The following is a 20,760-nucleotide window of genomic DNA, read 5'->3' on the forward strand; positions in this document are numbered from 1 at the left end:
GCAGACGCCACCTCCGGCTTCATGAAACACGTCATCACGGTGTCCACAAAACCGGCAGCAGGACAGATGGCGAAAAACCTTGACCCAACTCCCTTTGAGCTGCGCAGATGTTAATTGGCGATGCATTTGAAACGGCAAACCCCGCCATGGGGTGGCGGGGTTCACTTGGGCCTCCAGCCCATTGCTCGACCTGAGATCGAGCACTTCTCTGAAATCCGGCCTGGAAACCCGACCTAGCGACATTAGTTCCGAAATGGAAAGCCTAGCCCCCGCCGAAGCGGGATCGGGCCTGATGGACAATACGCTGAGAGAGTCAAGTGATGTCCGAAAAGCCAACCATTGAGAACCCGGTGATTCAGCCGACAATGATCCAGTTGAGCAGCGACGTGCGCGGCGATGCCGCAGTGAAATTTGAGACGGCGGGCGATTCCGACGTGCTGCTCGTCCTTCCCATGACTGCGCTCGCCCAGCTTGAGGCGATGCTAGCCCGCGCCAGCCTGGAGCAGGCGAAACACCAGCCGAATCAGTGAAATGCAACTCCCTATAAAATTGACCGGCAGGCAAGCGCTGCTACGGTAGACCCCTCAAACGGCCTCGTGGCGGCCATCGCCCCGCGCGCGCCTAGCGAACTCGATGCTCGCAGCCTGCGAGATAGCGACAAATACTGAGCTCAAGCTCTGCCCTCTCGCGCCCTCTGGGAGAGTCTTCAGCCTCGCATTCTAGGAACCGCAAGCGCTCAAGAGCCTCGCGGAACTGTTCGGGAGTTTCGATAAGTTCTGCGGTCGGGAATGTGCGGCTTTTTGTCAGGTACGGCATCGTCATCCTCCAGCGAGGACTCGGCATTTGGCGGTCCGGCGAGCTTACGACTGCCCCAGGCCAAGAACTGGTTCTCGTTAAAGAAGTTCCAGCTTGCGACACGTTCGGCACTTCGAAAGCTAACCTCGGCTGATCCTGCTACCTGCACATGGCGAACTAGTCAGCGCCTCCACGAGGTCCCATGAACGCTAACTTTGACCGCGCCATCACAGCGCAGGGCGATGCGGTCAGAGTGGGGCCAGAACGTTGCGCTACCGCCGCAGATCAGCAAGGCTGGTCTGCGGGAGGGCTTGTTATGCGTGCGCCCAATACCTCAGAGGCCTCAATGGCCCGCATTCACGGCGTTTTGATCCGGACGGCTATCGTGGTTGCTCTAGCCGCGGTTGTGGTGCTGCCCCTGGCCCTTCGTTGAGAGCTATCTGCCGTCCGCGGCACACGAAAAAAGGCCCGCCCGCCGAAGCCAGCGGGCCTAAATCATTTGGCGGATGGTCGTCGGTATCGTTCGGCCGCGGGGCGTCCTTGTCTTCCGCGATGCAAGAGGCATAATGGTTCAGCGCGTCGCCCGCCGCGTCTCCCGCACGACCGTTGGCGCTGTAACAGCACCTGCTGCTCCGCCGACAACCGCGCCAACCGGGCCGCCCACTGCGGCGCCCGTGCCGGCTCCGACCGCGGCTCCGCCGACGCGCTGCTCGGTCGTGCTACAGGCTGTCGTGGCGATCGCGACTGCGAAGAGCAGAGCTAAAGTCAGTGCATTCATGGCGTATCCTCCTTGGGCCATGAACACACGCCGAGGGGCGCAGTTCCTCAAATGACAGATGGCCCGATCGCCTTCGGAGATCGGGCCGATCATCGTTGTCGCACGCAGGGGAACGGTCGCTTCCAAATTCGTTGGTCCCGGCCGATCGGCCGCCGCTGGCACATCCGCGGCGTGCTCCTGATCGGCGGTATAAGAAGGGAACCGGGCGGCTGGGGGGCTGCACCGGCTCCCTTCGATGGTCATCTTAGCAGAGTAACCATCGTCACTATCGCGGCTGACGGAGCGGTAGTGGCGCAGCGAGAACGTTCAGACCGTTGTTTGGTTCCGCTCCGTGCGCCTGTTACACATCAGCTTATTGTCGGTATCGATCGAGGGCCTTTTCCTTCAGGTCTACCTCATCTTCTGCGGCCGTGAACAAGGCCGCCACTAGGTAGGCCAACCTGGTCCTCTCCTTCTCAGCAATCGCATTGGGAATGGCCGATCTGACATCGTTCTACGCGGCATCCAAAGCCGCCTGTGCCCGAGCGAGGTCAATGGGTCATTCCACGAGGAGAATGGCATCGCTCCTTCCTTCGCCAGGATTCTGCGGTAAAAAATCTAGCTCGCTGGCGGGTCGCTTCAAGAGCCTTTGCATAACGAAAAAGGCCCCGCCAGCGGGAGCGACGGCTGGCATCGGCGCCCGAGTGTCAAGAGCCGGCTTCACTGGCTCCCCCGTCGAGCGAGTGGAGGGGCGCGTCGAGCGTGAAGATCAACCCAGCGGGCAGATAGACGCTGGCGGTGCCGGTCCGCACGGCCGGGAAGGAGCGTTCGATAAGCCGGGTGCCGAACCCCTTGCGCGATGGCGGTGTCACGGGCGGACCGCCGCTCTCCTGCCAGCGCAGCCGGAACTGCTTGACGCCCTCCATATCATCCACGCCCCAGTTGAGCGTGACGATGCCGGTCTGATTGGAGAGCGCGCCGTACTTCACGGCGTTCGTCGTCAGCTCGTGCAGGATCAGCGTCAGCGCGAGAGCGGCTTTCGGCCCGAGCACAACTTCGCCTCCCTGGATCCGGAAGCGCGCCGCATCGCCCTGAAGCGCTATGACGCTCCGCGCAATGTCGGCCACCCTCGCATCGGCGCGCCGGCCACCGACCAGGAGATCATGGGCGCGCGCAAGCGCCGCCAGGCGGGCGCCGAAGATCTCGCGCGCCGCTTCGAGCGAGTGCGCATCACGGAAGGTCTGGGAAGCCAGCGCCTGGATCATGGCCAGGGTATTCTTAACGCGATGCGCCAGCTCCTGCATGAGCAGGCGCTGCTCGGCCTCCGCCTCCTTGCGCTGGGTGACGTCGAGATGCGCTCCGACGAGACGTATCGCCTTGTCGTCTGCATCGCGCTCGATCTGCGCGGTCGCCGAGATCCAGCGCACCGCCCCATCGGAAGGCCGGATGATGCGATACTCCGCCTGATATTCGGTGTCTGTCCCTTGCACCGCCGCGCGGAAATGGCTTTCGACCGCCTGCCGTTCCTCGGGATGGATGCGCCGGACCCAATCTTCATGCGTTTCCTGGGCCGCCTCGGGCGGCAGGCCATGGATCAGCAGATATTCCGGCGAGCGGCGGTTGCGGAAGCCCGAGCGCAGATCCACCTCGAGCCCACCCACACGGCCGATTTTCTGGACCTGCGCCAGTTCCTGCTCGCGCCGCCGCAGCGCCTGCTCTGCGTGCACGCGCTCCGTCGTCTCGGTGACGAGCGCAAGCACGCCCGCGACCTTGCCTGTCTCATCCAGCACAGGGCTGTAATCGACGTTCAGCCACACTTCTTCGGCCGCGCCGGTCCTGTAGAATACAAAGGGCAGGTCGCGATAGGAGGACGATTGCCCGGCGAAAACCTCCGCCATCACTGCCCGGTTGAATGCCTCGACCTCGGGCCAGGCTTCGAAGACGCTCATCCCGAGCGTGGCCGGGTGCCTGGCACCGGCAATGACCGAATAGGCGTCATTGTAGAACATCAGCCCCCGCTCTCCCCAGAGCAGCGTTATCGCCGATGGCGACAGCAGGATCAGTTGCAGGGCATCGCGCAGATGAGGCGGCCAGCCGGATGGCGCCCCGAGCTCGGTTTCCTGGCCTGTCCAGCGCCGCAGCATTGCCACGATCTCGCCCTGTCCGACCGGCCAGGCTCGCTGCTCCATGGTCGTATCCCCCAACCGACCAGAAATGCGACGTCGCAAACCCTATCCGGCCCGCAGCCGGTTGTGGCGGACATTCCAAGCCGCCACAAGCGGCCTTCGAGCCCTCTCCAGAACGAGTAACAGGCACGACGGTTCCCGAGCGTGTCAAAAGACACTCCGGCCTGTCGATCTAGGGACCTCCGCGGCAAAAGCACTGGCGGCGACGGGCATCGAGGAGGTCGCTCGCTCGGCGCTGAGCAAGATCTGCGTCTGGTAGTCCCGGGCGAGCTCGGTTCGCTCGCGCCGGCCACACAACAGGTCATCGCGTGTAAACGTCTGCTTCCGGGCGATCATACAATGTCTGGAGTTGGCGCATTCACGCGGAAGCTAGCGAGCAGATTTCCCGGAACTTGCTCACATTAGTAAGGTTTTAAGGTCGGCCTACTGAGAGTCGTTCGCAATCCGGGGGACTATCTGTGTATGCACACTTCGCAGAAGGACGCTCTGCAGGGCCGGAATATGTCCGCACCGTCCCTGATGGATCACGACAGCCGCGTCTGATCGAGCTCCAGATGAAGATAGCCAATACGGCAATACGGGACGGGCACCTGAACCGGCCATCATTTCCAAACTAGGTCGCTATTCCGGTAGGGTGCGTATTGAGATCGACCTCACTCGGAGCTTCAGGCCTATAAATGGCCTGCCGAGGCAGCCAGCAGCGCAGCTTCCGATAGAGTCTCAGCGCCCAGCCGCTCCATGACATGTGCGCGGTGATTTTCCACTGTGCGGGGGCTAATGCCAAGCCGTCGTGCGATTTCCTTGTTCGTCTCGCCCGCGACCAGGCCAAGCAGGAACTGATCCGCCCCCGCCGAGAGGTCCGGCTTGATCGTTAGTGCACGGTTGGCCTCGGCGCTAGCGCGGGCGGCGTAGCCGGTCTGGTTTGCGCAGCCGCCCGCGCGGTCATGGCTGGGATGAAGACCTCTGGCGCGCGAGGCTTGTAGCCGAGCGAGCCGTGTGGGCGCAGCGTGTTGAAGTGGCGCCGCCAGCTTTCGACGACGGTCTTCGCCTCCGCGAGTGAGTAGAAGATCTCGCCGTCGAGGAGTTCGTCGCGCAACCGGGCATTGAACGACTCGATGAAGCCGTTCTCCCAGGGACTCGATGGCCCTTCTCGTCGGCTCGGCCATGTGAGTGACCGTGTCGCCGTCATCGAGCGCCCACTGCGCTCCCAAACGGCGAATTTCGAGCGCTGCTGTCATCTCCCGATCCTGGCGAGGTCCGCCCTGATTTCAGGGCGGACGATGATGTGAGGGGGATCGCTTGGCGTCGCCGGGGGAAAAGCCGCCGAGAGGCCGCGGGCGCGGCTCAAGCCGCTTTCTTGTTCGCCGCCGAGACGCCGATCTTCGAGAGAAGCTGATCCGTCTTGGTTTCCTCGCTTAGCGTCTGGTCGAGCAACGTCACTGCGTCCTTCAGTCCCAATTGAGCGGCCCAGGCTTTGAGCGTGCCATAGCGGGCGATCTCGTAATGCTCGACCGCTTGCGCTGCGGCAACCAGACCTGCGTCGAGGGCTGGGCTACCCTCGAACTCCTCGATGATGCTCTTGCCCTCGTCGATGATACCTAGGATGGCGTCGCAGGTCTTGCCGCGCGGGGCCTTGCCCAGGATTTCGAAGATTTCAGCGAGCCGCTCGACGTGGGTTTCGGTTTCGTCGCGGTGGGTCTCGAAGGCCTTCTTGACCTCGGAGGACGTCGCCGCGCGCGCCATCTTGGGCAACGCCTTCAGGATCTGCTTTTCGGCATAGAAAATGTCCCTAAGGGTATCGAGGAACAGATCGTCGAGCTTCTTGGGTTCGGTCGCCATTGGAGCCTCCTTAAGTGGGTGAGACTCTCTCAACAGAAGGAGGATGCGTAGGTTCCTCCATCGACACGAAGTCAAAACCGGAACGATCCTCTCGAAGAATTGCTCGCCAGCATTCTGATCCACCCCCGTTGAATTGGTCCACCCTGAAGTATGTCTTTTGGCAGACAGGAGGACCGAGATGCCGAAGAAGCGCCACAAGCCCGAAGAGATCGTCGCGAAGCTACGCCAGGTCGATGTGTTGGTCTCGCAGGGGCAATCCGTTGCCGACGCGATCCGCTCGATTGGCGTGACGGAGGTTTAGCCCTGGTGGGCGAGGCGATAGCGCCTACTGAGATCGGACGGATCAGGAGGCGTTTTGGCGGGGGCGTTTCGGTTCCCGCGGATCGAGCTCTTGCGGGCGGGCGACGCTACTAAAATCTGACTTCGCCGTACCTTTTTTTTTGGGAGGAAGACATGCCGTTTTCGACCCTGAGCGACTCGGCCGATCCGCTCGTGCCTATGCGGCGCTGGACGCGATTTGGAAAGAAATTAGAGATGCGCGTCCGGAAGAACAGCGGGATGCTGAGGGAACCAAGATTGCTTACCTGGTCGGAGCATTCGCTCCAATGGCCTTGGATTAAGAGGATCTGAAGCGAAACGTCCTGCTGCACTACCGACAATCGCGAACTGCATGATCGCGACCAACGTCAGTGAAAGACAGCCATCGATGCGGCGGCGGCAGCCATCACCAACGTGGCGCCCCACCCTAGGACGCGCACGAAACCGTTGGTGACGAAGCGTCCCATGCTGTCGCGTTGCGAGCCAACCCACATCATAGCTGCCATCACCGGAACGGCGACGTAGCCATTTACGACAGCGCTCCAGAACAGCGCCTTCATCGGATCGAAGGGGGTGAAGTCGAGACCAACGCCGAGGACAGTCGCGACCGCGATGACCGAATAAAACCCTACCGCTTCCCACGGCTTGTTTTCGAGACCGCATTTCCACCCTTGGGCCTCACCCAGCGCGTAAGCAGCCGATCCCGCGAGCACCGGGAGCGAGAGCAAGCCAGTTCCGATGATGCCGAGGCTGAACAGTTCGAAGGCAAAATCGCCCGCGACGGGGCGTAGCGCCTCGGCGGCATCCGATGCGCTTCCGATTTCGGTCTTGCCGCTGGCATGGAGCGTCGCCGCGGTACTGATGATGATCGCAATCGCGACCAGGTTGGAGACGGCCATTCCGACGAAGGTGTCCAGCCGGATCCGCTGCAGTTGCCGATCTGCTTGCTCCGGCGCCTTACGCAACGGTTCGTCTTCGTCCTTTCGCTCGATCTCCTCAACCTCCTGGCTGCTTTGCCAGAAAAGGAGATAGGGGCTGATGGTAGTGCCGAAGATCGCGACGATCATCGTGACCGTGTCTCCGGAGAGCGTCAGCTTTGGCGCGACGAAGCCGGAACCGACTGCGGCCCAGTCGATCTTCACGACGAAGACCACCGCGACATAGGCCAGCAGTACCAACGTCAGCCATTTGAGATAGTTGGCGTAGGTTTCATAGGAGATGAAGAGCTGCAGGGTCAGCGAAACGCCTGCCAGCGCGACGGTGTAGAGCAAGCTGGGCCCGCCGATTGCCAGCGAGCCGGCTGCGCCCATTGCTGCCAGGTTGGCGCCGATGTTGATGGTGTTGGCAATGAACAGCAGCCCGACTAAGCCGAGCAATGCCCACTTTGGCAGCACGTTCTTGAGATTCCGAGCCAGGCCGGAGCCGGTTACCCGGCCGATCTGGGCGCTGACAAGTTGTACCGCCGACATCAGGGGATAGGTCAGCGCCATAGACCAAAGCATGTTGTAGCCGAACTGGGCGCCGGCTTGCGAATAAGTCGCGATGCCGGACGGATCGTCGTCTGCGGCGCCAGTGATCAGCCCGGGGCCGAGCTGCTTAAAGACTGCGGCGCCGCGCCATCCTCTCCATGTGATCGGCCTCGGCGTCGGGGGCGAAGAAGTCAGGTCGGAGATATTTGACATTGCGACATTCCCGGAGGGCGCGGGAACAACGGCCCGCCGGGATCTTCGTTCCGCCGTAGGCTGACGACGGGAACAGAATCATCGTGCAAGCGGTTCGAGAGGCATTCCAGCGGCACATGCCGCGTCAAGTTAAGGGCCTCTCCGATGAGAAAACACCTGATGGTGCTCAGCGTCCTGGCGGCGATTACGTCGTTCGGCGCGCACGCTCAAACGTCGACCACCTCCCCCATGCCGGCGCCGAAGGCGGATGCCGACAGGAATGCGCCGCTCCCGGGCGCCAACAGCTTCACCGAAGGCCAGGCCAAGAGCCGCCTCGAGGCGAACGGCTACACGAACATCGGCGAGCTCAAGAAGGACAACAATGGCGTCTGGAAGGGCACTGCGACACACAGTGGCGCGACGGTCACCGTCTCTGTCGACTATCGCGGCAACATTACCCGTAACTGATCCGAGGAGCGACTATCATGACCCAGACCCTGACCCGTTCCTACGAAAGCTACGAGACCGCTCGCTCGGTTGTCGAAGCCCTTGAAGCCGGGGGCGTGAGTTCCGCGGACATCAGCGTAGTTGGCCGCCATGCCGAGGCCGATGACAGCAACGCGGGCGAAGGAGCTGGCATCGGTGCTGCCTTGGGTGGCGCGGCTGGCCTCTTAGCCGGCATCGGGCTGCTGGCCATTCCCGGCATAGGTCCCGTCGTCGCGGCCGGGTGGCTGGCGTCCACAGCCGCAGGTGCGGCCGCCGGCGGCGTCGCAGGGGGCATCGTTGGCGCCCTGACCAGCGCCGGCCATAGCGAGGAAGATGCAAACTACTACGCCGAAACCGTTCGCCGCGGCGGCACCGTGGTTTCGGTTCGCGTCGCCGACGACCAGGTGCCGGCCGTCGAGGCCATTCTCGACGGTGCCACGCCCATCAATCGCGATCAGCGCCTTGCCGAGTATCGTGCCGGCGGGTGGAACCGATTCGACGAAGCAGCGGATCCCTATCGCCACCCCGTGATCTGATTTTGGATTGATATCCTGACTTCGAGCAGGTCGGCTGGGTATCTGCCGGCCTGCTCCACCGTTCCGAGAGATTTTGCAACCGCGTGCGCCAGCGATGGCGGCGCCTCTGAATTCCATTGTGTTACGCATCCGCCGATGTCCTCGATGTCATCGAGGTTGAACCGGACGGCGCGCGGCTTGTTCGCGTCATGGGCTGAAAAGCACGATCTTCTCGCGCCCGACGTCGTTGCGTTAATCGGAAGCCGAAGGGAAGGTTCACGGGTCACGTCTGAAGTGAGCCCGGCTCCGCACAAGCGGACCGGGCCACATTTTCAGACCAATCATGGAGGCAACTCGCGGAAGTACCTATAGTGGCGGCCCGGTTGTGGGCGGGCAACTACCTGAAAATGGGAAGATGATTGTGCACTAAATTGGGGTGTTCATCGCCGTCGATCGTCGTCCGAATTATCTCTTTCGGCGCGCCGCTGCGCGGAGAGATGCGCGATCGGAAGATGCCAACCACGCGTGATCGCCATGAAGCGAAGGCCGAAGCACACGGCGGCTCCAGCCAGCGCTGAAACGCCATAGGAAAGGCCGAGCACATGGCCGGTAACAACGAAAGTCGCGGCGGTCAGCGCTGCGACGGCGTATAAATCGGAACGCAATACCTGTGGAATCTCCGCAAGCAGAACATCGCGCGTCATGCCGCCGCCGATTCCGGTCAGCATGCCCAGAAGCGCTGACATCACCGGGTTTAGTCCGAACACAAGCGCCTTCTGTGCACCGACCACCGCGAAAAACGAAAGGCCCACCGCGTCGAACAGGAGGACGGGGCTACGCAGCTTATCGACGCCGGCATACCAGAAGAAGGTGATGAGCCCGGCCAGGACTGAGACCAGCAGATACCGCCAATCCGTCAGAGCGGCAGGCGGGATGGCGCCGATGAGGACGTCACGAGTGATGCCGCCAAAATTGCCGGTAACGAACGATAGGACGAGGATACCGAAGATGTCGAGGCGGCGATTGACTGCGGCAACCGCCCCGCTGATCGCGAAAACGAAGGTGCCGCCCAGGTCGAGAATTCGCACAAAGGTTTCGATGGCGATCATGACGAATCCGCCCGCGAAATCCTAGCGCATCCGGACGAAAGGACCGAACAGCATTCAAATGAGACTGATCTCCGACGCAATCGGTTAGAGCAGTTCATTTTGTGTTCGCGCCCAGCCAAGCGAGCGCTCCGACGACCAGCGCCTCGACGCCCGTTTCCAGCGTGGGATGCAGAACCGGCGCGAATTGCGGGCTGTGATTGACTGGCAGTTCGTTCAACCTGCCGGCCGCTTTAGCCTCGGCATAGACCTTGGGATCGTTGCCACCCACGAACCAGAATACCGAAGGCGCCTGCCATGCGGTGCCGAAACAACCAAAATCCTCGCTCGCAGGGGCGGGACCAGTATACTTCACCCGATCGGGCGAAAAATAGCCGCGAAACGCTGCGGCGATGCGGTTGCTGGCGGTTTCGTCGTTGACGTTCAAAGGGTAGCGATCGAGCGGCGTGATCTCCGGTTTGCGCGGCGCGCCGGAGGCTTCGGCCTCAGCATTGACGATCCGCTCGATGGCGGCGAGCACATGCTTGCGCACGCCTTCGTCGAATGTGCGCACATTGAGCTTGATGACGGCGTCGTCAGGGATGACGTTTTCCTTGGTGCCAGCCTGTAGCACGCCCACAGTGACGACTGCCGCGTCGTTTGCGGCAACCTCGCGGGACACGATAGTCTGGAGCCGCAGGACCACGGATGCCGCCATGACGACGGGATCGATGCTGGCCTGCGGCATCGACCCGTGCGCGCCGCGCCCGAACAGGCGGATTTGCAGGCTGTCCGCAGCGGACGTGATCGGTCCAGCGCTTCCGGCAACGCTGCCGGCGGGGCCGACCATGACATGCTGGCCAAGTACGACATCGGGCGTTGGGAAACGTTGAAGCAGACCGTCATCGATCATCGCCTGAGCGCCTTGCGCGGTTTCCTCGCCCGGCTGGAAGACGGCCATCAAGGTGCCCTTCCAGGCATCGCGCTTCTGCGACAGCAACGTCGCCGCGCCAACGAGCCAGGCGACGTGCACGTCATGGCCGCACATATGGCCCACTGGGACGGTGCTGCCTTCGGCGTCCTTCCCTGTGACCTTGCTGGCATAGTCCAGGCCAGTGTTCTCGGCGATCGGCAACGCGTCCATGTCGGCGCGCAGCATGACCGTCGGCCCCTCGCCRTTGCGAAGCAATCCGACCACGCCCGTCTTTCCCACGCCAGTTGTCACCTCGAAACCGGCTTTCCTGAGCTTGTTCGCGGCGAGACTCGCCGTTCGCGTCTCCTGCATCGACAGTTCGGGGTGTGCGTGGACGTCCTTATAGAGCGCCTCGAGATCGGGCATCAGCTTGTTCAGATCCGTCAAGACAACGGATGCGGTTTCGGAAGAGGCGTGCTCAGCCATGATGATCTCCTTGCTGTGCTTTCCCTCGGCAGTCATTCAGACCCGGACGATCCCCGAAGTTTGGGCAGTGGTCATGAGAACGCGCTGAAGGCTCAAATCGATCCGGCGGAGATCAGGAGTGGGATGTTTGGTGCAGGTTCGGCTAATGCCGTGCAGGCTCGGTCTCCAGCTTGACATTTGCATGGTCGAGATATCGGCTCGCCGCCAGGCGAGGTACGAATTGACGGTCCTACCCACCGACGAGATCGGGCTCGCCGTGCTGAGAAACAATCGATCACCCTCGATCCGGACGAGGCGGGGCTGGGTCTGGCCGGCCCAGTTCGGTAACAGAGAAATGAACATCGAATGGGTGAGTTGCTCCCTTTCCTCATCGACCTGGAATGGGCCGGTATAGGCGATGTAGCTGGACGCCTCGTCCCTGAATTCAGTATCCGAGGCCTGGAACCAGTCGCCGGAGGAGAACGGCTTGCGGTCGGGCTTCGACAATTGCGCCGACATGAAGCCATCCGGCGTGTACATGATGATCCCCTTCGGCGAAGTGCCCATGGGATAAAACGATGGCGAACCGTCGACCGGCCGTTCTTCGTAGGATACCAGGCTCCAGGCGCCGATCAGGCGCTCGCGCAGACTTCTGCTCCGCATGGTCATTCTCCTTACGCCAATGGAGCGCATCCGCTTCAAGGTGAGTGATTGCGCCGATAGAGGCGGCGCCGAGTTCAGTTTCGTTGCATGTCGCCGTCGATCGGCACGATCTGGCCGGAGATCGACCTGGCGGCGTCCGAGGCAAGAAAGACAGCCAAAGCCGCAATGTCCTTCGGATCCACCAGATATTGGAGCGACTGGTTGGACATGGCTTCTGCCTTGATTGTGTCGAGCGATTTTCCGGTTGCCTCAGCCCGGCCCTGGAATACCTTTTGGATCCGCTCGCCATCGACAGCGCCAGGCAGGATGGCGTTCACCCGGATACTGTGGACACCGAGTTCCATCGAAAGCGTTTTCATAAAGCCGATCAGGCCCCACTTGACCGTCGAGTACGGGCTTCGGTTGGGATATCCGAAACGTCCGGCCGCCGACGACATGATCAAGATGACGCCATCCCTCGACGCGATCAGATGCGGAATTGCGGCCTTTGTGACGAGGAATGTTCCCGTCAGATCGACCTTCAGGACCGCTTCCCACTGGTCGGGATCGACATCCTGTACCCGCGCGGTCGGCCCGGCGATCCCGGCATTGTTGATGAGGATATCTATGCCGCCGAGTTGCGAGACCGCGTCCGCCACCATCGCTCCGATTTGGTTGCGGTCGCCCACATCGCATAACCCGTGCTTTAGACCCGGTAGCTCGCGTACCGCAGCTTCCAGCACGGTCCGGTTGATGTCACAGGTGTAGACGCTGTCGCCGGCCGACAGGAAGGCCGCGGCTATCTCCTTGCCGATGCCCGAGGCACCCGCCGTGACCAAAACCCTGCGCATGACGTGTTCTCCAAATCCTGCGGACGCAGAGTATCGGAGCCAGCCGGTCGACAGGCCACCGACCTGATCAGAGGAGAAACAGACGGAGAAGCGGCGGCAGGACAATGTCGGGCTCAAATTCGCTCTTTTCGACTGCCTTAGATGGGGATGATTGACGCTTTTACGGGGAAATGACCGATGTTAGCGTCTCCCGCACTTCCGCTAGATGCGTTCAAGGTCGCGGCGCAAGGAATCGCGTCCGCGCTGTCCGAAGCCGGGAACTGTGCCGAACTCGACCTCATTTTCGCGGGCCGGATCGAGAGGCTGGGGTACCATAGCGCCGGGTATCTTAGAGTCTTCGGCGAGGGCCAGTTCCACGGGGCCGGGTATCTATTTGGGCAGACGACGCCCGGTTGGGCCGAGCGATACCAGAGTCAGCACTACTCGCTCGACGATCCCATCGTAATGGCAGCGTGCCATATGAGCGCAGCCTTCACGCTCAATGAAGTTGCCGCTCCCTCGCGCAACGGCGCTTCCATCCTTGCGGATAGTCGCAAGCACGGGCTGGTGGACGGGCTTTGCTCGCCAATCCGCGCCGGGTACGACGAAGTGGGCCTTGTTCTCCTGGGAGCTGACCACCTGCTGGAGCTCGCCGACTATCAGCGCTTCCTTTTGCAGGGCATGTGCGAAGCCTATGCTCGTGCCGGTCTAGCGCTTCTTCCCATGCGCGCCGAACCGCCGTCGCTGACCCAGCGCGAAGTTGAATGCCTCAGGTGGGTCGCGGCAGGTCGCAGCGACCCACAGATCGGCATGATCCTCGGCCTGTCGCCGAACACTGTGCACGCTCATGTCGAGGCGGCGAAGTCGAAGCTCGGCGCCAATTCTCGTGCGCAACTCGTCCTGCGCGCCGTGATGGCGGGCATCCTGAGGTCGGGCCCTTCACGATAGCCAGCGGGGCTGCGCCCGCTTCCGGGGAGCGAACTCACCCGATCAAGGGACTACTGCCTCATTGTCTTACGACCGAAACTAGGAGCGTCGTTTAAACGCGGCGCATTTCACCCAACGCGGTTCGCAGCCGCAGCACATTTTACCGCTCTATTGGGCGAAGCGGGAACCGTCCGCGTCCTGCCCGATTTTATTCCCTCAAACTCACTGAGGCATCACGGGGCCGCTCCGCTTTGAGACGCTCCATACAGGTACGAGGCAGGACAGCAAAAGACATGTAGCCTCGCTAACAGCTCGGATAAAAAGGCAATGCATGAGGAGATCACGCGATCAATGAGCGCCGAGACCGAACACGATCGTATCGACGCAGAGATCATGAGGGTCACAAACTCGTCCGATCCCTTCGCCGCGGCGGTCCGTGCCACGCGAATGCCAATGCTGATTACGGATCCCAACCAGCCGGATAATCCGATCGTCTTCGCCAACGACGCGTTCCTGCGCCTCACAGGCTATACAAGAGAGGAGGTCGTCGGCCGAAACTGTCGGTTTCTTCAGGGGCCTGACACCGATCCGGCCGACGTCAAGCGGCTGCGTGATGCGATAGCCCGGCGATCGCAGATCGAGACGGAGATCATCAACCACCGCAAGGACGGCTCGCGTTTTCACAACCGCGTGCTGGTCTCTCCGGTGTTTGATGAGGATGGGCATCTCACCTATTTCTTTGCGTCGCAGTTCGATGTGACGTTGGAGCGCGACCGGTTGGTTCGCCTGCAGGAGGAACACGATAAGCTCGAAAAGGACGTCGATAGGCACAGCCACGAGCTTCGCCTGTCGGAAGAACGTCTCCGCTTCACCATGCAGGCGGCACGGCTCGGGTCCTGGACACTGGACCTGGCAGAAATGCGTTTGAGCTGTTCGGATATCTGCAAGCGCAATTTCGGCAGGGAGCCTAGCGACCCCTTCACCTACGAACAGCTGATCGAGTCAATCGTGCCCGCCGAGCGCGAGCGGATGCAGCTCTCAATCAGGGAGGCCGTCGAGAACCACTCGGACTACGAACACGAATTTCGCATTGTAACACCGGCTGGCGAGAGCCGCTGGATGTTGGCCCGAGGGCGGGTTCACTACGGTTTCGATGACAAGCCGATCAGCATGTCGGGCGTCACGCTCGATATGACGGAAAATCGTCGAAACGAGGAACAGCGCCTTTTGCTGACGGCGGAACTGAAGCACCGGGTCAAGAATTCGATGGCGACGATCCAGTCCATCGCGACGCAGACGCTGCGCAACGCCTCGTCGCTGAAGGAGGCATCCGAGGTTCTCACCGCGCGCATGCAATCGCTGGCGTCGGCACACGATCTTCTGACGCGGGAGGAGTGGCAGAGCGCCACGATCGCCGAGAGCGTGGCCATCGCCCTGCAGTCCTTCGAAGTGCCCGGAGCTAACAGGTTCCGTGTCGGCGGCCCGAACGTCAGCTTGGGCCCTCGCGCCGCCATGGCGATGGTGCTCGCCTTACACGAGCTCAGCACGAACGCCGTAAAATATGGAGCGCTCTCTGTTCCAGAAGGGCACGTGAATGTGGATTGGCACGTCACCAGGCATGGCGCGCAGGAGATGATCGAGTTCCGTTGGCAAGAAGTCGCCGGGCCGTCAGTCAAGGGGAAGCCTTCGCGCAACGGCTTCGGCACGCGACTGATTGAAAAGGTCCTGGCGGCAGAACTGAACGGCAAGGGAGAGATTCGCTATCTACCCTCAGGTCTCGTCTTCACCATCATCGCGCCGATGCCTGAGCAGGACAAGATCAGCGGCACCCCCGACGACGAGGAGCTGTTCCGGCGCAACATTGGGTCCTTCATGGATTAGCCAATGAGGGCGAGCGCGTCGTGCATCTGCTTGTCGCTATAAGGCTTCGACAGGAATGCGATGTCGTCGGGTAGGTCGCCCTTCTTTGGCTTCACTTGTCCGGAGACCACGATGATGAGCACGGGAGGCCATCGGTCTCGAACGGCTCTTGCGAGCTTCAGCCCGTCCATAGACCCGGGCATCTGCACATCAGTGACCACAACCCGAATGTCGTCTCGCCTTTGGAGGATGGAGATCGCTTCGTCGGCGTTCCGGGCTTCAAGGACTTCAAACCCCGCGTCCTCGATCACGGTTACCGCCTGGATCATGAGGATCGGCTCGTCCTCGACGACCAATGCAATAGGCGGTGCCATTGAGCATACTCCGCTCGCGCTTACTCGCGAGGTCTCGATCTTTGTTGACAGGAGACATCGGTCTTCGCCGAATCGGGTTCTGTCGGTTCTTTATTTTCCGACAAATCCAATGAACCCTTGTAGATGCGCCGCCCCGCTTCGTTCTCGACTTCCACGCTGAAATGTGTGTCTCGGTCCAGCGGCATCCTGTCCCTGGCCATCTCAGCGAGCGCTTTTTGCGCGTCTTCGCGAGCGGCCTTCTCATGCGGGAATTCGATCGAGTCGCCGGTGTCATCCGGACCGTCGCCATTGTCCGTACGGATCTTGAATCTTGGCATGAGCTCTGGACCGGTTGTCCCCCGATGAGGACCGAACGGGCTGGAGACCCTCATGTTCCGTCATCGTGCGGGTGCCGCCAAGAAAAACGCTTGTTATCTTGCTTCTTCAATCCTTTTTGGCAGCGCCGGGCGATCTAGGACTGGCGGTCCGCGGAGCGCCAGTCCTGCAGCCATCTTGGCCGGATCGGCCTGACCAAGAAAAAGGCCCCGGTGAACCCAGGGCCGTCTCTTAATTGCAGTCGATCATACCGCTGGTAAGGCACGGCGTTCTCGTCGAAGCGTTCCCACCACCGGCGCGGTACTCTGACTCTCGGGTCGTACGATCGATGGGAGTCGCGCCGTCGAGAATAGCCTCGACGGTGCCTCGTGCTCCGGCTCGGGGCGCACCGAAAAGACCGAACCGCCGCGGCGAACAGTCTCGGCGTAGTACGCGGCCTCGTCTTTGTCGTGGCCTTCCTTCGCAAAGGAGCCGACCAGTCCGCCAGCAGCACCCGCGACCGCACCTGTGGTGGTCGAGGCAAGCCAGTCCGCGGCGACGACGAGGCCGATGCCAGGGATGGCCAGCATGCGGAGGCCGGCGAGCTTGCCCGCGCGCCGCCGATGCCTGCGCCTTCAGCTGCGTTGGTCTCGTCTGTGTTACCATCGCGGCCGACGATGCTGACATCGCTGCTGGAGACCCCACGGCACTCTTGGGCTGGGTAGGAAGCCGGACCGCGATCGGCGCCCGAGCAGCGCTACAGACCCAGCGACCTGACGATCACGTGAGCGGAACATCTTAGAACGATAATGAACTAGTCGCTCTTTCGGTTGTTCTCTTTCGCGACGCGGCGTGCGGGAGGCCAGCCTTGGCCGCGGTTTGCCAAAATCAGAGGCTGRTATGCCAACTCCCGGAGAACTGGACATGAAACGGCGTGACTTGATGGTTGTCGCTGGCGCTTGTGCCGCCTTTCCCGCCACGGCGACGGGCACGCGGGCGCAGCCGGCGCCGAGCGGAAAACCAGTGCTGAGCGAGGTCTCGTTTAGCGTAAATGGACAAAGCCACCAGCTTGAACTTGATACGCGCACGACGCTGCTGGATGCGCTGCGCGAGCATCTTCACCTAACGGGCACCAAGAAGGGCTGCGACCACGGTCAATGCGGCGCTTGCACTGTGCTGGTCGATGGGCAGCGGATCAATTCCTGCCTGACGCTGGCGATCATGAACCCTGGAGCCGAGGTCACGACCATCGAAGGACTGGGCGGCGTCGACGACCTGCACCCGATGCAGGCGGCGTTCGTGAAGCATGACGGCTTCCAATGCGGCTACTGCACCCCTGGGCAGATCTGCTCAGGCGTTGCCGTGCTCGACGAGATCAAGGCCGGCATCCCGAGCCATGTGAGCGCCGATCTCACCGGCGCGATGGCTGTCACCGAAGCCGAGATCCGCGAGCGCATGAGCGGCAACATCTGCCGCTGCGGCGCCTATTCCAACATCGTCGAGGCGATGATCGAAGTCGCCGGGAGGCGCGCGTGAGAGCTTTTTCCTACGAGAACGCGGCTTCGCCCGCCGATGCCGCAGCGGCTGCTGCCAAGCACCCGGCAGCGAAGTTCATTGCCGGCGGCACAAATCTGCTCGACTTGATGAAGCTGCAGATCGAGACGCCCGCGCATCTGATCGATGTTAACGGGCTCGGCCTGGACAAGATCGAGCCGACCTCGGAAGGCGGTTTGCGTATCGGCGCGCTGGTGCGCAACACCGCTCTGGCGGCCGATGACCGGGTGCGGCGCGATTACGCCGTGCTGTCGCGGGCTTTGCTGGCAGGCGCATCCGGCCAGTTGCGCAATCGCGCGACGACCGCCGGCAACCTGCTGCAGCGGACGCGCTGCCCTTATTTCTACGACACGGCGCAGCCCTGCAACAAACGCCAGCCGGGCAGCGGCTGCTCGGCGATCGGTGGGTTCTCGCGCCAACTTGCCGTCGTCGGCGTCAGTGATGCGTGCATCGCGACGCATCCCTCCGACATGGCCGTCGCGATGCGGGTGCTCGACGCCACCGTCGAGACGGTCAAGGCGGATCGATCGACGCGTTCCATCCCGGTCGCGGAACTGCACCGTCTGCCGGGCAAGGCCCCCAATCTCGAAACTATTCTGGATAAGGGCGAACTCATCACGGCGGTAAAGCTGCCGAAGCCCGTTGGCGGCACGCAGATCTATCGCAAGGTGCGCGACCGGGCCTCCTACGCTTTCGCGCTGATCTCTGTCGCGGCGATCGTACAGCGCGACGGCAGTGTGCGGATCGCGCTTGGCGGTGTCGCGCCCAAACCCTGGCGTGTCGGAGAGGCCGAGGCCGAGATCAGCCGCGGGGCGAAAGCGGCGACGGACGCGCTTCTGGCCGATGCAAGGCCGACCCATGACAACGCATTCAAACTGCCGCTGGTCGAGCGCACGCTCGGCGCGGTGCTGGCTCAGGCGAGGGGCTGAACTTATGAAATTCGACAAGCCCGCAACTGACAACCCGATCGACCGACAGCAGGTGGTCGGCCGGCCGTATGACCGGATCGACGGTCCGCGCAAGGTCACCGGCACGGCGCGCTATGCCTATGAGCAGCACGATGTCGTTCCGAACCAGGCCTATGGCTATGTCGTGGGCGCCGGCATCGCCAAGGGCCGGATCGCTTCGATCGACTACGAGGCCGCGCGCAAGGCGCCGGGCGTGCTCGCTATCGTGACGGCGAAAGAGGCGGGCAACCTGAAGAAAGGCAAGCGCAACACGGCCCGCCTTCTGGCGGGGCCGGAGGTGGAACATTATCATCAGGCCGTCGCGCTGGTCGTGGCCGAGAGCTTCGAGCAGGCCCGCGCTGCGGCCTGCCTGATCAAGATCGACTATGCGGCCGCCAAAGGCGCCTTCGATCTCAAGGCTGCAAAAGATAAAGCTGCCAAGCCCGAGGGCGACGATCCCAGCCTCGACGACACCCATGTGGGGGATTTCGCGGGGGCTTTCGCGAGGGCGGGGGTGAAGCTCGACGAGACCTATACGACGCCTGATGAGAGCCATGCGATGATGGAGCCGCATGCCACGCTCGCTGCCTGGGAAGGCGAGAAGCTAACGCTATGGACCTCCAACCAGATGGTTGCCTGGGGCGTCACCGACATGGCGACGATGCTAGGCATTCCGAAGGAGAACATCCGCATCGTGTCGCCCTTCATCGGCGGCGGCTTCGGCGGCAAGCTTTTCCTGCGCGCCGACGCGCTGCTGGCGGCACTCGGAGCGCGCCTCGCCAAGCGGCCGGTCAAGGTGGCCCTGACGCGTCCGTTGATAATCAACAACACGACCCATCGACCGGCCACGATTCAGCGGATCAGGTTGGGTGCGACGAAGGAGGGAAAGCTCACCGCGATTGGCCATGAGAGCTGGTCGGGTGACCTTAAGGGAGGTGGGCCGGAGCTCGCGGTGCAGCAGACGCGGCTGCTCTATGCCGGTGCCAACCGGATGACGGCGATGCGCCTTGCCGAGTTGGACCTGCCTGAAGGCAATGCCATGCGCGCTCCGGGCGAGGCTCCGGGCCTGATGGCGCTGGAAACGGCGATGGACGAGATGGCCGAGAAGCTGGCGCTGGATCCGATCGCCTTCCGCCTGCTCAACGAGACGCAGGTCGATCCCGAGAAGCCGGAGCGACCCTTCTCGATGCGGCGGCTCGACGAGTGCTTGGGGATCGGGGCCGAGCGCTTCGGTTGGTCGCGCCGCCCCCCGCGCCCGGGGCAGATGCGCGAGGGCAACTGGCTGGTTGGCTTCGGTGTCGCGGCCGCTTTCCGCAACAATCTGGTGATGAAATCCGGAGCGCGGGTCAGCCTCGACGCTGGGGGCGTCGTCACGGTCGAGACCGATATGACTGATATTGGGACCGGCAGCTACACCATCATCGGCCAGACCGCCGCGGAGATGCTGGGTGTCGAGCTGGACAAGGTTGTCGTGAAGCTCGGCGACTCAGCCTTTCCTGTTTCGGCCGGATCCGGTGGTCAATGGGGTGGCAACAGCTCGACGGCAGGCGTCTACGCGGCCTGCGTCAAACTGCGCGAGGCCGTGGCGCGGAAGCTCGGGGTCAATTCGGACGAGGCGGTGTTCGCCGATGGCGAGGTCAGAGCCGGCAACCGCAGCCTGCCTCTGGCAAGCGCGGCCGAGGGCGTGCCGCTGACCGGGGAGGATACGATCGAATACGGGGATCTCGACGAGACCCACCAGCAGTCGACTTTCGGTGCCCATTTCGTCGAGGTCGGCGTGGATGTGGCAACGGCCGAGACGCGCATCCGGCGGATGCTCGCCGTCTGCGCAGCCGGGCGCATTCTCAATCCGAAGACGGCGCGCAGCCAGGTTATCGGCGCGATGTCGATGGGTGCTGGCGCGGCGCTGATGGAGGAACTGGCGGTCGACAAGCGCCGCGGATTTTTCGTGAACCATGACCTCGCCGGCTACGAGGTACCGGTGCATGCCGATATCCCGCATCAGGAGGTCGTGTTCCTGGACGAGACCGATCCGATGTCCTCGCCGATGAAGGCCAAGGGCGTTGGCGAACTCGGCATTTGCGGGGTTGGGGCGGCGGTTGCGAACGCCATCTACAACGCGACCGGTGTGCGCGTGCGCGATTACCCAATCACGCTCGACAAGCTGCTAGCCCGCATGCCCGACGCCGCCTAAGTGCCGCTGCGCCAGCGTCTGCAGCGGTCGGGTGGCACCTGCCCATAGGGACTGCGCAACAGCCGATTAGGCATGTTGCGCCACATTCGGACATTGAAGTTTCGCCCGGAAGCGGACG

The 20,760-nt window shown here is 62.4% G+C and carries 19 protein-coding genes and 2 pseudogenes; 9 read left to right on the forward strand and 12 right to left on the reverse strand.

All coding sequences use genetic code 11. From position 1 onward, the window contains the following. Positions 1–320: 320 nt before the first annotated feature. Entirely contained in the window at positions 321–530 is a 210-nt protein-coding gene (locus AB4Z10_RS27465; RefSeq protein WP_441473575.1) for a hypothetical protein, read from the forward strand. Positions 531–1,366: 836 nt separating this feature from the next. Here AB4Z10_RS27465 and AB4Z10_RS27470 read toward each other — a convergent pair. The 5 genes and pseudogenes from AB4Z10_RS27470 to AB4Z10_RS27490 all read right to left on the reverse strand — a co-directional run bounded on the left by AB4Z10_RS27470 (position 1,367) and on the right by AB4Z10_RS27490 (position 5,577). Then, positions 1,367–1,573: a hypothetical protein gene (locus AB4Z10_RS27470; protein ID WP_441473576.1), complete on the reverse strand. Its 207-nt coding sequence runs from the start codon at positions 1,571–1,573 to the stop codon at positions 1,367–1,369. 686 nt (positions 1,574–2,259) lie between these two features. Next, the gene (locus tag AB4Z10_RS27475) at positions 2,260–3,741 is read right to left on the reverse strand and encodes a sensor histidine kinase (protein ID WP_441473577.1); all 1,482 of its coding nucleotides are present in this window, start codon (positions 3,739–3,741) and stop codon (positions 2,260–2,262) included. A 668-nt stretch (positions 3,742–4,409) separates the two neighbouring features. After that, entirely contained in the window at positions 4,410–4,607 is a 198-nt protein-coding gene (locus AB4Z10_RS27480) for a LuxR C-terminal-related transcriptional regulator (RefSeq protein WP_441473607.1), read from the reverse strand. A gap of 2 nt (positions 4,608–4,609) precedes the next feature. Continuing rightward, positions 4,610–4,882: pseudogene (locus AB4Z10_RS27485) on the reverse strand (integrase core domain-containing protein); the annotation flags it as partial. A 200-nt stretch (positions 4,883–5,082) separates the two neighbouring features. Continuing rightward, entirely contained in the window at positions 5,083–5,577 is a 495-nt protein-coding gene (locus AB4Z10_RS27490) for a YciE/YciF ferroxidase family protein (protein ID WP_441473578.1), read from the reverse strand. Between the two features lie 178 nt (positions 5,578–5,755). On the opposite strand from AB4Z10_RS27490, the pseudogene AB4Z10_RS27495 reads away from it, so the two are divergent. Beyond that, positions 5,756–5,872: pseudogene (locus tag AB4Z10_RS27495) on the forward strand (IS3 family transposase); the annotation flags it as partial. Between the two features lie 391 nt (positions 5,873–6,263). Here AB4Z10_RS27495 and AB4Z10_RS27500 read toward each other — a convergent pair. After that, complete coding sequence (locus tag AB4Z10_RS27500; protein WP_441473579.1) at positions 6,264–7,577, reverse strand: NRAMP family divalent metal transporter; 1,314 nt, start codon at positions 7,575–7,577, stop codon at positions 6,264–6,266. Between the two features lie 159 nt (positions 7,578–7,736). Between AB4Z10_RS27500 and AB4Z10_RS27505 the strand changes: the two genes are divergently transcribed. Both AB4Z10_RS27505 and AB4Z10_RS27510 read left to right on the forward strand, forming a co-directional pair. Then, the gene (locus AB4Z10_RS27505) at positions 7,737–8,024 is read left to right on the forward strand and encodes a PepSY domain-containing protein (protein ID WP_441473580.1); all 288 of its coding nucleotides are present in this window, start codon (positions 7,737–7,739) and stop codon (positions 8,022–8,024) included. 17 nt (positions 8,025–8,041) lie between these two features. Continuing rightward, on the forward strand, positions 8,042–8,578 hold the full coding sequence (locus AB4Z10_RS27510; RefSeq protein WP_441473581.1) for a hypothetical protein: 537 nt from the start codon (positions 8,042–8,044) through the stop codon (positions 8,576–8,578). 419 nt (positions 8,579–8,997) lie between these two features. On the opposite strand, the gene AB4Z10_RS27515 is transcribed toward AB4Z10_RS27510, so the two are convergent. The 4 genes from AB4Z10_RS27515 to AB4Z10_RS27530 form a co-directional block, all read right to left on the reverse strand. Beyond that, the gene (locus tag AB4Z10_RS27515; RefSeq protein WP_441473582.1) at positions 8,998–9,666 is read right to left on the reverse strand and encodes a trimeric intracellular cation channel family protein; all 669 of its coding nucleotides are present in this window, start codon (positions 9,664–9,666) and stop codon (positions 8,998–9,000) included. A gap of 94 nt (positions 9,667–9,760) precedes the next feature. Beyond that, a complete protein-coding gene (locus AB4Z10_RS27520) occupies positions 9,761–11,041 on the reverse strand; it encodes a M20 family metallopeptidase (protein ID WP_441473583.1) in 1,281 nt (426 codons plus the stop codon). 36 nt (positions 11,042–11,077) lie between these two features. Next, positions 11,078–11,683, reverse strand: a complete 606-nt coding sequence (locus tag AB4Z10_RS27525; RefSeq protein ID WP_441473584.1) for a lipocalin-like domain-containing protein — start codon at positions 11,681–11,683, stop codon at positions 11,078–11,080. Positions 11,684–11,757: 74 nt separating this feature from the next. After that, on the reverse strand, positions 11,758–12,513 hold the full coding sequence (locus AB4Z10_RS27530; protein ID WP_441473585.1) for an SDR family oxidoreductase: 756 nt from the start codon (positions 12,511–12,513) through the stop codon (positions 11,758–11,760). A gap of 177 nt (positions 12,514–12,690) precedes the next feature. Here AB4Z10_RS27530 and AB4Z10_RS27535 point away from each other — a divergent pair, with 177 nt between their 5' ends. Then, the gene (locus AB4Z10_RS27535) at positions 12,691–13,440 is read left to right on the forward strand and encodes a helix-turn-helix transcriptional regulator (RefSeq protein ID WP_441473586.1); all 750 of its coding nucleotides are present in this window, start codon (positions 12,691–12,693) and stop codon (positions 13,438–13,440) included. A 330-nt stretch (positions 13,441–13,770) separates the two neighbouring features. Then, positions 13,771–15,300: a PAS domain-containing protein gene (locus AB4Z10_RS27540; protein WP_441473587.1), complete on the forward strand. Its 1,530-nt coding sequence runs from the start codon at positions 13,771–13,773 to the stop codon at positions 15,298–15,300. On the opposite strand, the gene AB4Z10_RS27545 is transcribed toward AB4Z10_RS27540, so the two are convergent. Both AB4Z10_RS27545 and AB4Z10_RS27550 read right to left on the reverse strand, forming a co-directional pair. After that, positions 15,297–15,653 (reverse strand): response regulator, encoded by a 357-nt coding sequence (locus AB4Z10_RS27545; RefSeq protein WP_441473588.1) that lies wholly within the window; start codon positions 15,651–15,653, stop codon positions 15,297–15,299. The two genes, AB4Z10_RS27540 and AB4Z10_RS27545, sit on opposite strands and share 4 nt — an antisense overlap. Positions 15,654–15,673: 20 nt before the next feature. After that, complete coding sequence (locus AB4Z10_RS27550) at positions 15,674–16,024, reverse strand: DUF6894 family protein (protein WP_441473589.1); 351 nt, start codon at positions 16,022–16,024, stop codon at positions 15,674–15,676. Positions 16,025–16,847: 823 nt separating this feature from the next. On the opposite strand from AB4Z10_RS27550, the gene paoA reads away from it, so the two are divergent. The 3 genes from paoA to paoC are packed head-to-tail and all read left to right on the forward strand — an operon-like array spanning position 16,848 to position 20,642. Next, positions 16,848–17,483, forward strand: coding sequence for an aldehyde dehydrogenase iron-sulfur subunit PaoA (paoA, locus tag AB4Z10_RS27555; RefSeq protein ID WP_441473608.1), 636 nt, complete (start codon positions 16,848–16,850; stop codon positions 17,481–17,483). Then, positions 17,480–18,430, forward strand: coding sequence for an FAD binding domain-containing protein (locus AB4Z10_RS27560; protein ID WP_441473590.1), 951 nt, complete (start codon positions 17,480–17,482; stop codon positions 18,428–18,430). The genes paoA and AB4Z10_RS27560 overlap by 4 nt, the downstream gene beginning before the upstream one ends. A gap of 4 nt (positions 18,431–18,434) precedes the next feature. Continuing rightward, positions 18,435–20,642, forward strand: coding sequence for an aldehyde oxidoreductase molybdenum-binding subunit PaoC (gene paoC, locus AB4Z10_RS27565; RefSeq protein ID WP_441473591.1), 2,208 nt, complete (start codon positions 18,435–18,437; stop codon positions 20,640–20,642). Positions 20,643–20,760: the final 118 nt, after the last annotated feature.

The sequence above is a fragment of the Allobosea sp. RAF48 genome (assembly GCF_052114025.1).
Classification (GTDB): Bacteria; Pseudomonadota; Alphaproteobacteria; order Rhizobiales; family Beijerinckiaceae; genus Allobosea.

Coding starts and splice junctions, on each gene's coding strand:
- AB4Z10_RS27465 (WP_441473575.1), top strand. CDS start 321: ATGTCCGAAAAGCCAACCATTGAGAACCCGGTGATTCAGCCGACAATG.
- AB4Z10_RS27470 (WP_441473576.1), bottom strand. CDS start 1,573: ATGAATGCACTGACTTTAGCTCTGCTCTTCGCAGTCGCGATCGCCACG.
- AB4Z10_RS27475 (WP_441473577.1), bottom strand. CDS start 3,741: ATGGAGCAGCGAGCCTGGCCGGTCGGACAGGGCGAGATCGTGGCAATG.
- AB4Z10_RS27490 (WP_441473578.1), bottom strand. CDS start 5,577: ATGGCGACCGAACCCAAGAAGCTCGACGATCTGTTCCTCGATACCCTT.
- AB4Z10_RS27500 (WP_441473579.1), bottom strand. CDS start 7,577: ATGTCAAATATCTCCGACCTGACTTCTTCGCCCCCGACGCCGAGGCCG.
- AB4Z10_RS27505 (WP_441473580.1), top strand. CDS start 7,737: ATGGTGCTCAGCGTCCTGGCGGCGATTACGTCGTTCGGCGCGCACGCT.
- AB4Z10_RS27510 (WP_441473581.1), top strand. CDS start 8,042: ATGACCCAGACCCTGACCCGTTCCTACGAAAGCTACGAGACCGCTCGC.
- AB4Z10_RS27515 (WP_441473582.1), bottom strand. CDS start 9,666: ATGATCGCCATCGAAACCTTTGTGCGAATTCTCGACCTGGGCGGCACC.
- AB4Z10_RS27525 (WP_441473584.1), bottom strand. CDS start 11,683: ATGCGGAGCAGAAGTCTGCGCGAGCGCCTGATCGGCGCCTGGAGCCTG.
- AB4Z10_RS27530 (WP_441473585.1), bottom strand. CDS start 12,513: ATGCGCAGGGTTTTGGTCACGGCGGGTGCCTCGGGCATCGGCAAGGAG.
- AB4Z10_RS27535 (WP_441473586.1), top strand. CDS start 12,691: ATGTTAGCGTCTCCCGCACTTCCGCTAGATGCGTTCAAGGTCGCGGCG.
- AB4Z10_RS27540 (WP_441473587.1), top strand. CDS start 13,771: ATGAGCGCCGAGACCGAACACGATCGTATCGACGCAGAGATCATGAGG.
- AB4Z10_RS27545 (WP_441473588.1), bottom strand. CDS start 15,653: ATGGCACCGCCTATTGCATTGGTCGTCGAGGACGAGCCGATCCTCATG.
- AB4Z10_RS27550 (WP_441473589.1), bottom strand. CDS start 16,024: ATGAGGGTCTCCAGCCCGTTCGGTCCTCATCGGGGGACAACCGGTCCA.
- paoA (WP_441473608.1), top strand. CDS start 16,848: ATGCCAACTCCCGGAGAACTGGACATGAAACGGCGTGACTTGATGGTT.
- paoC (WP_441473591.1), top strand. CDS start 18,435: ATGAAATTCGACAAGCCCGCAACTGACAACCCGATCGACCGACAGCAG.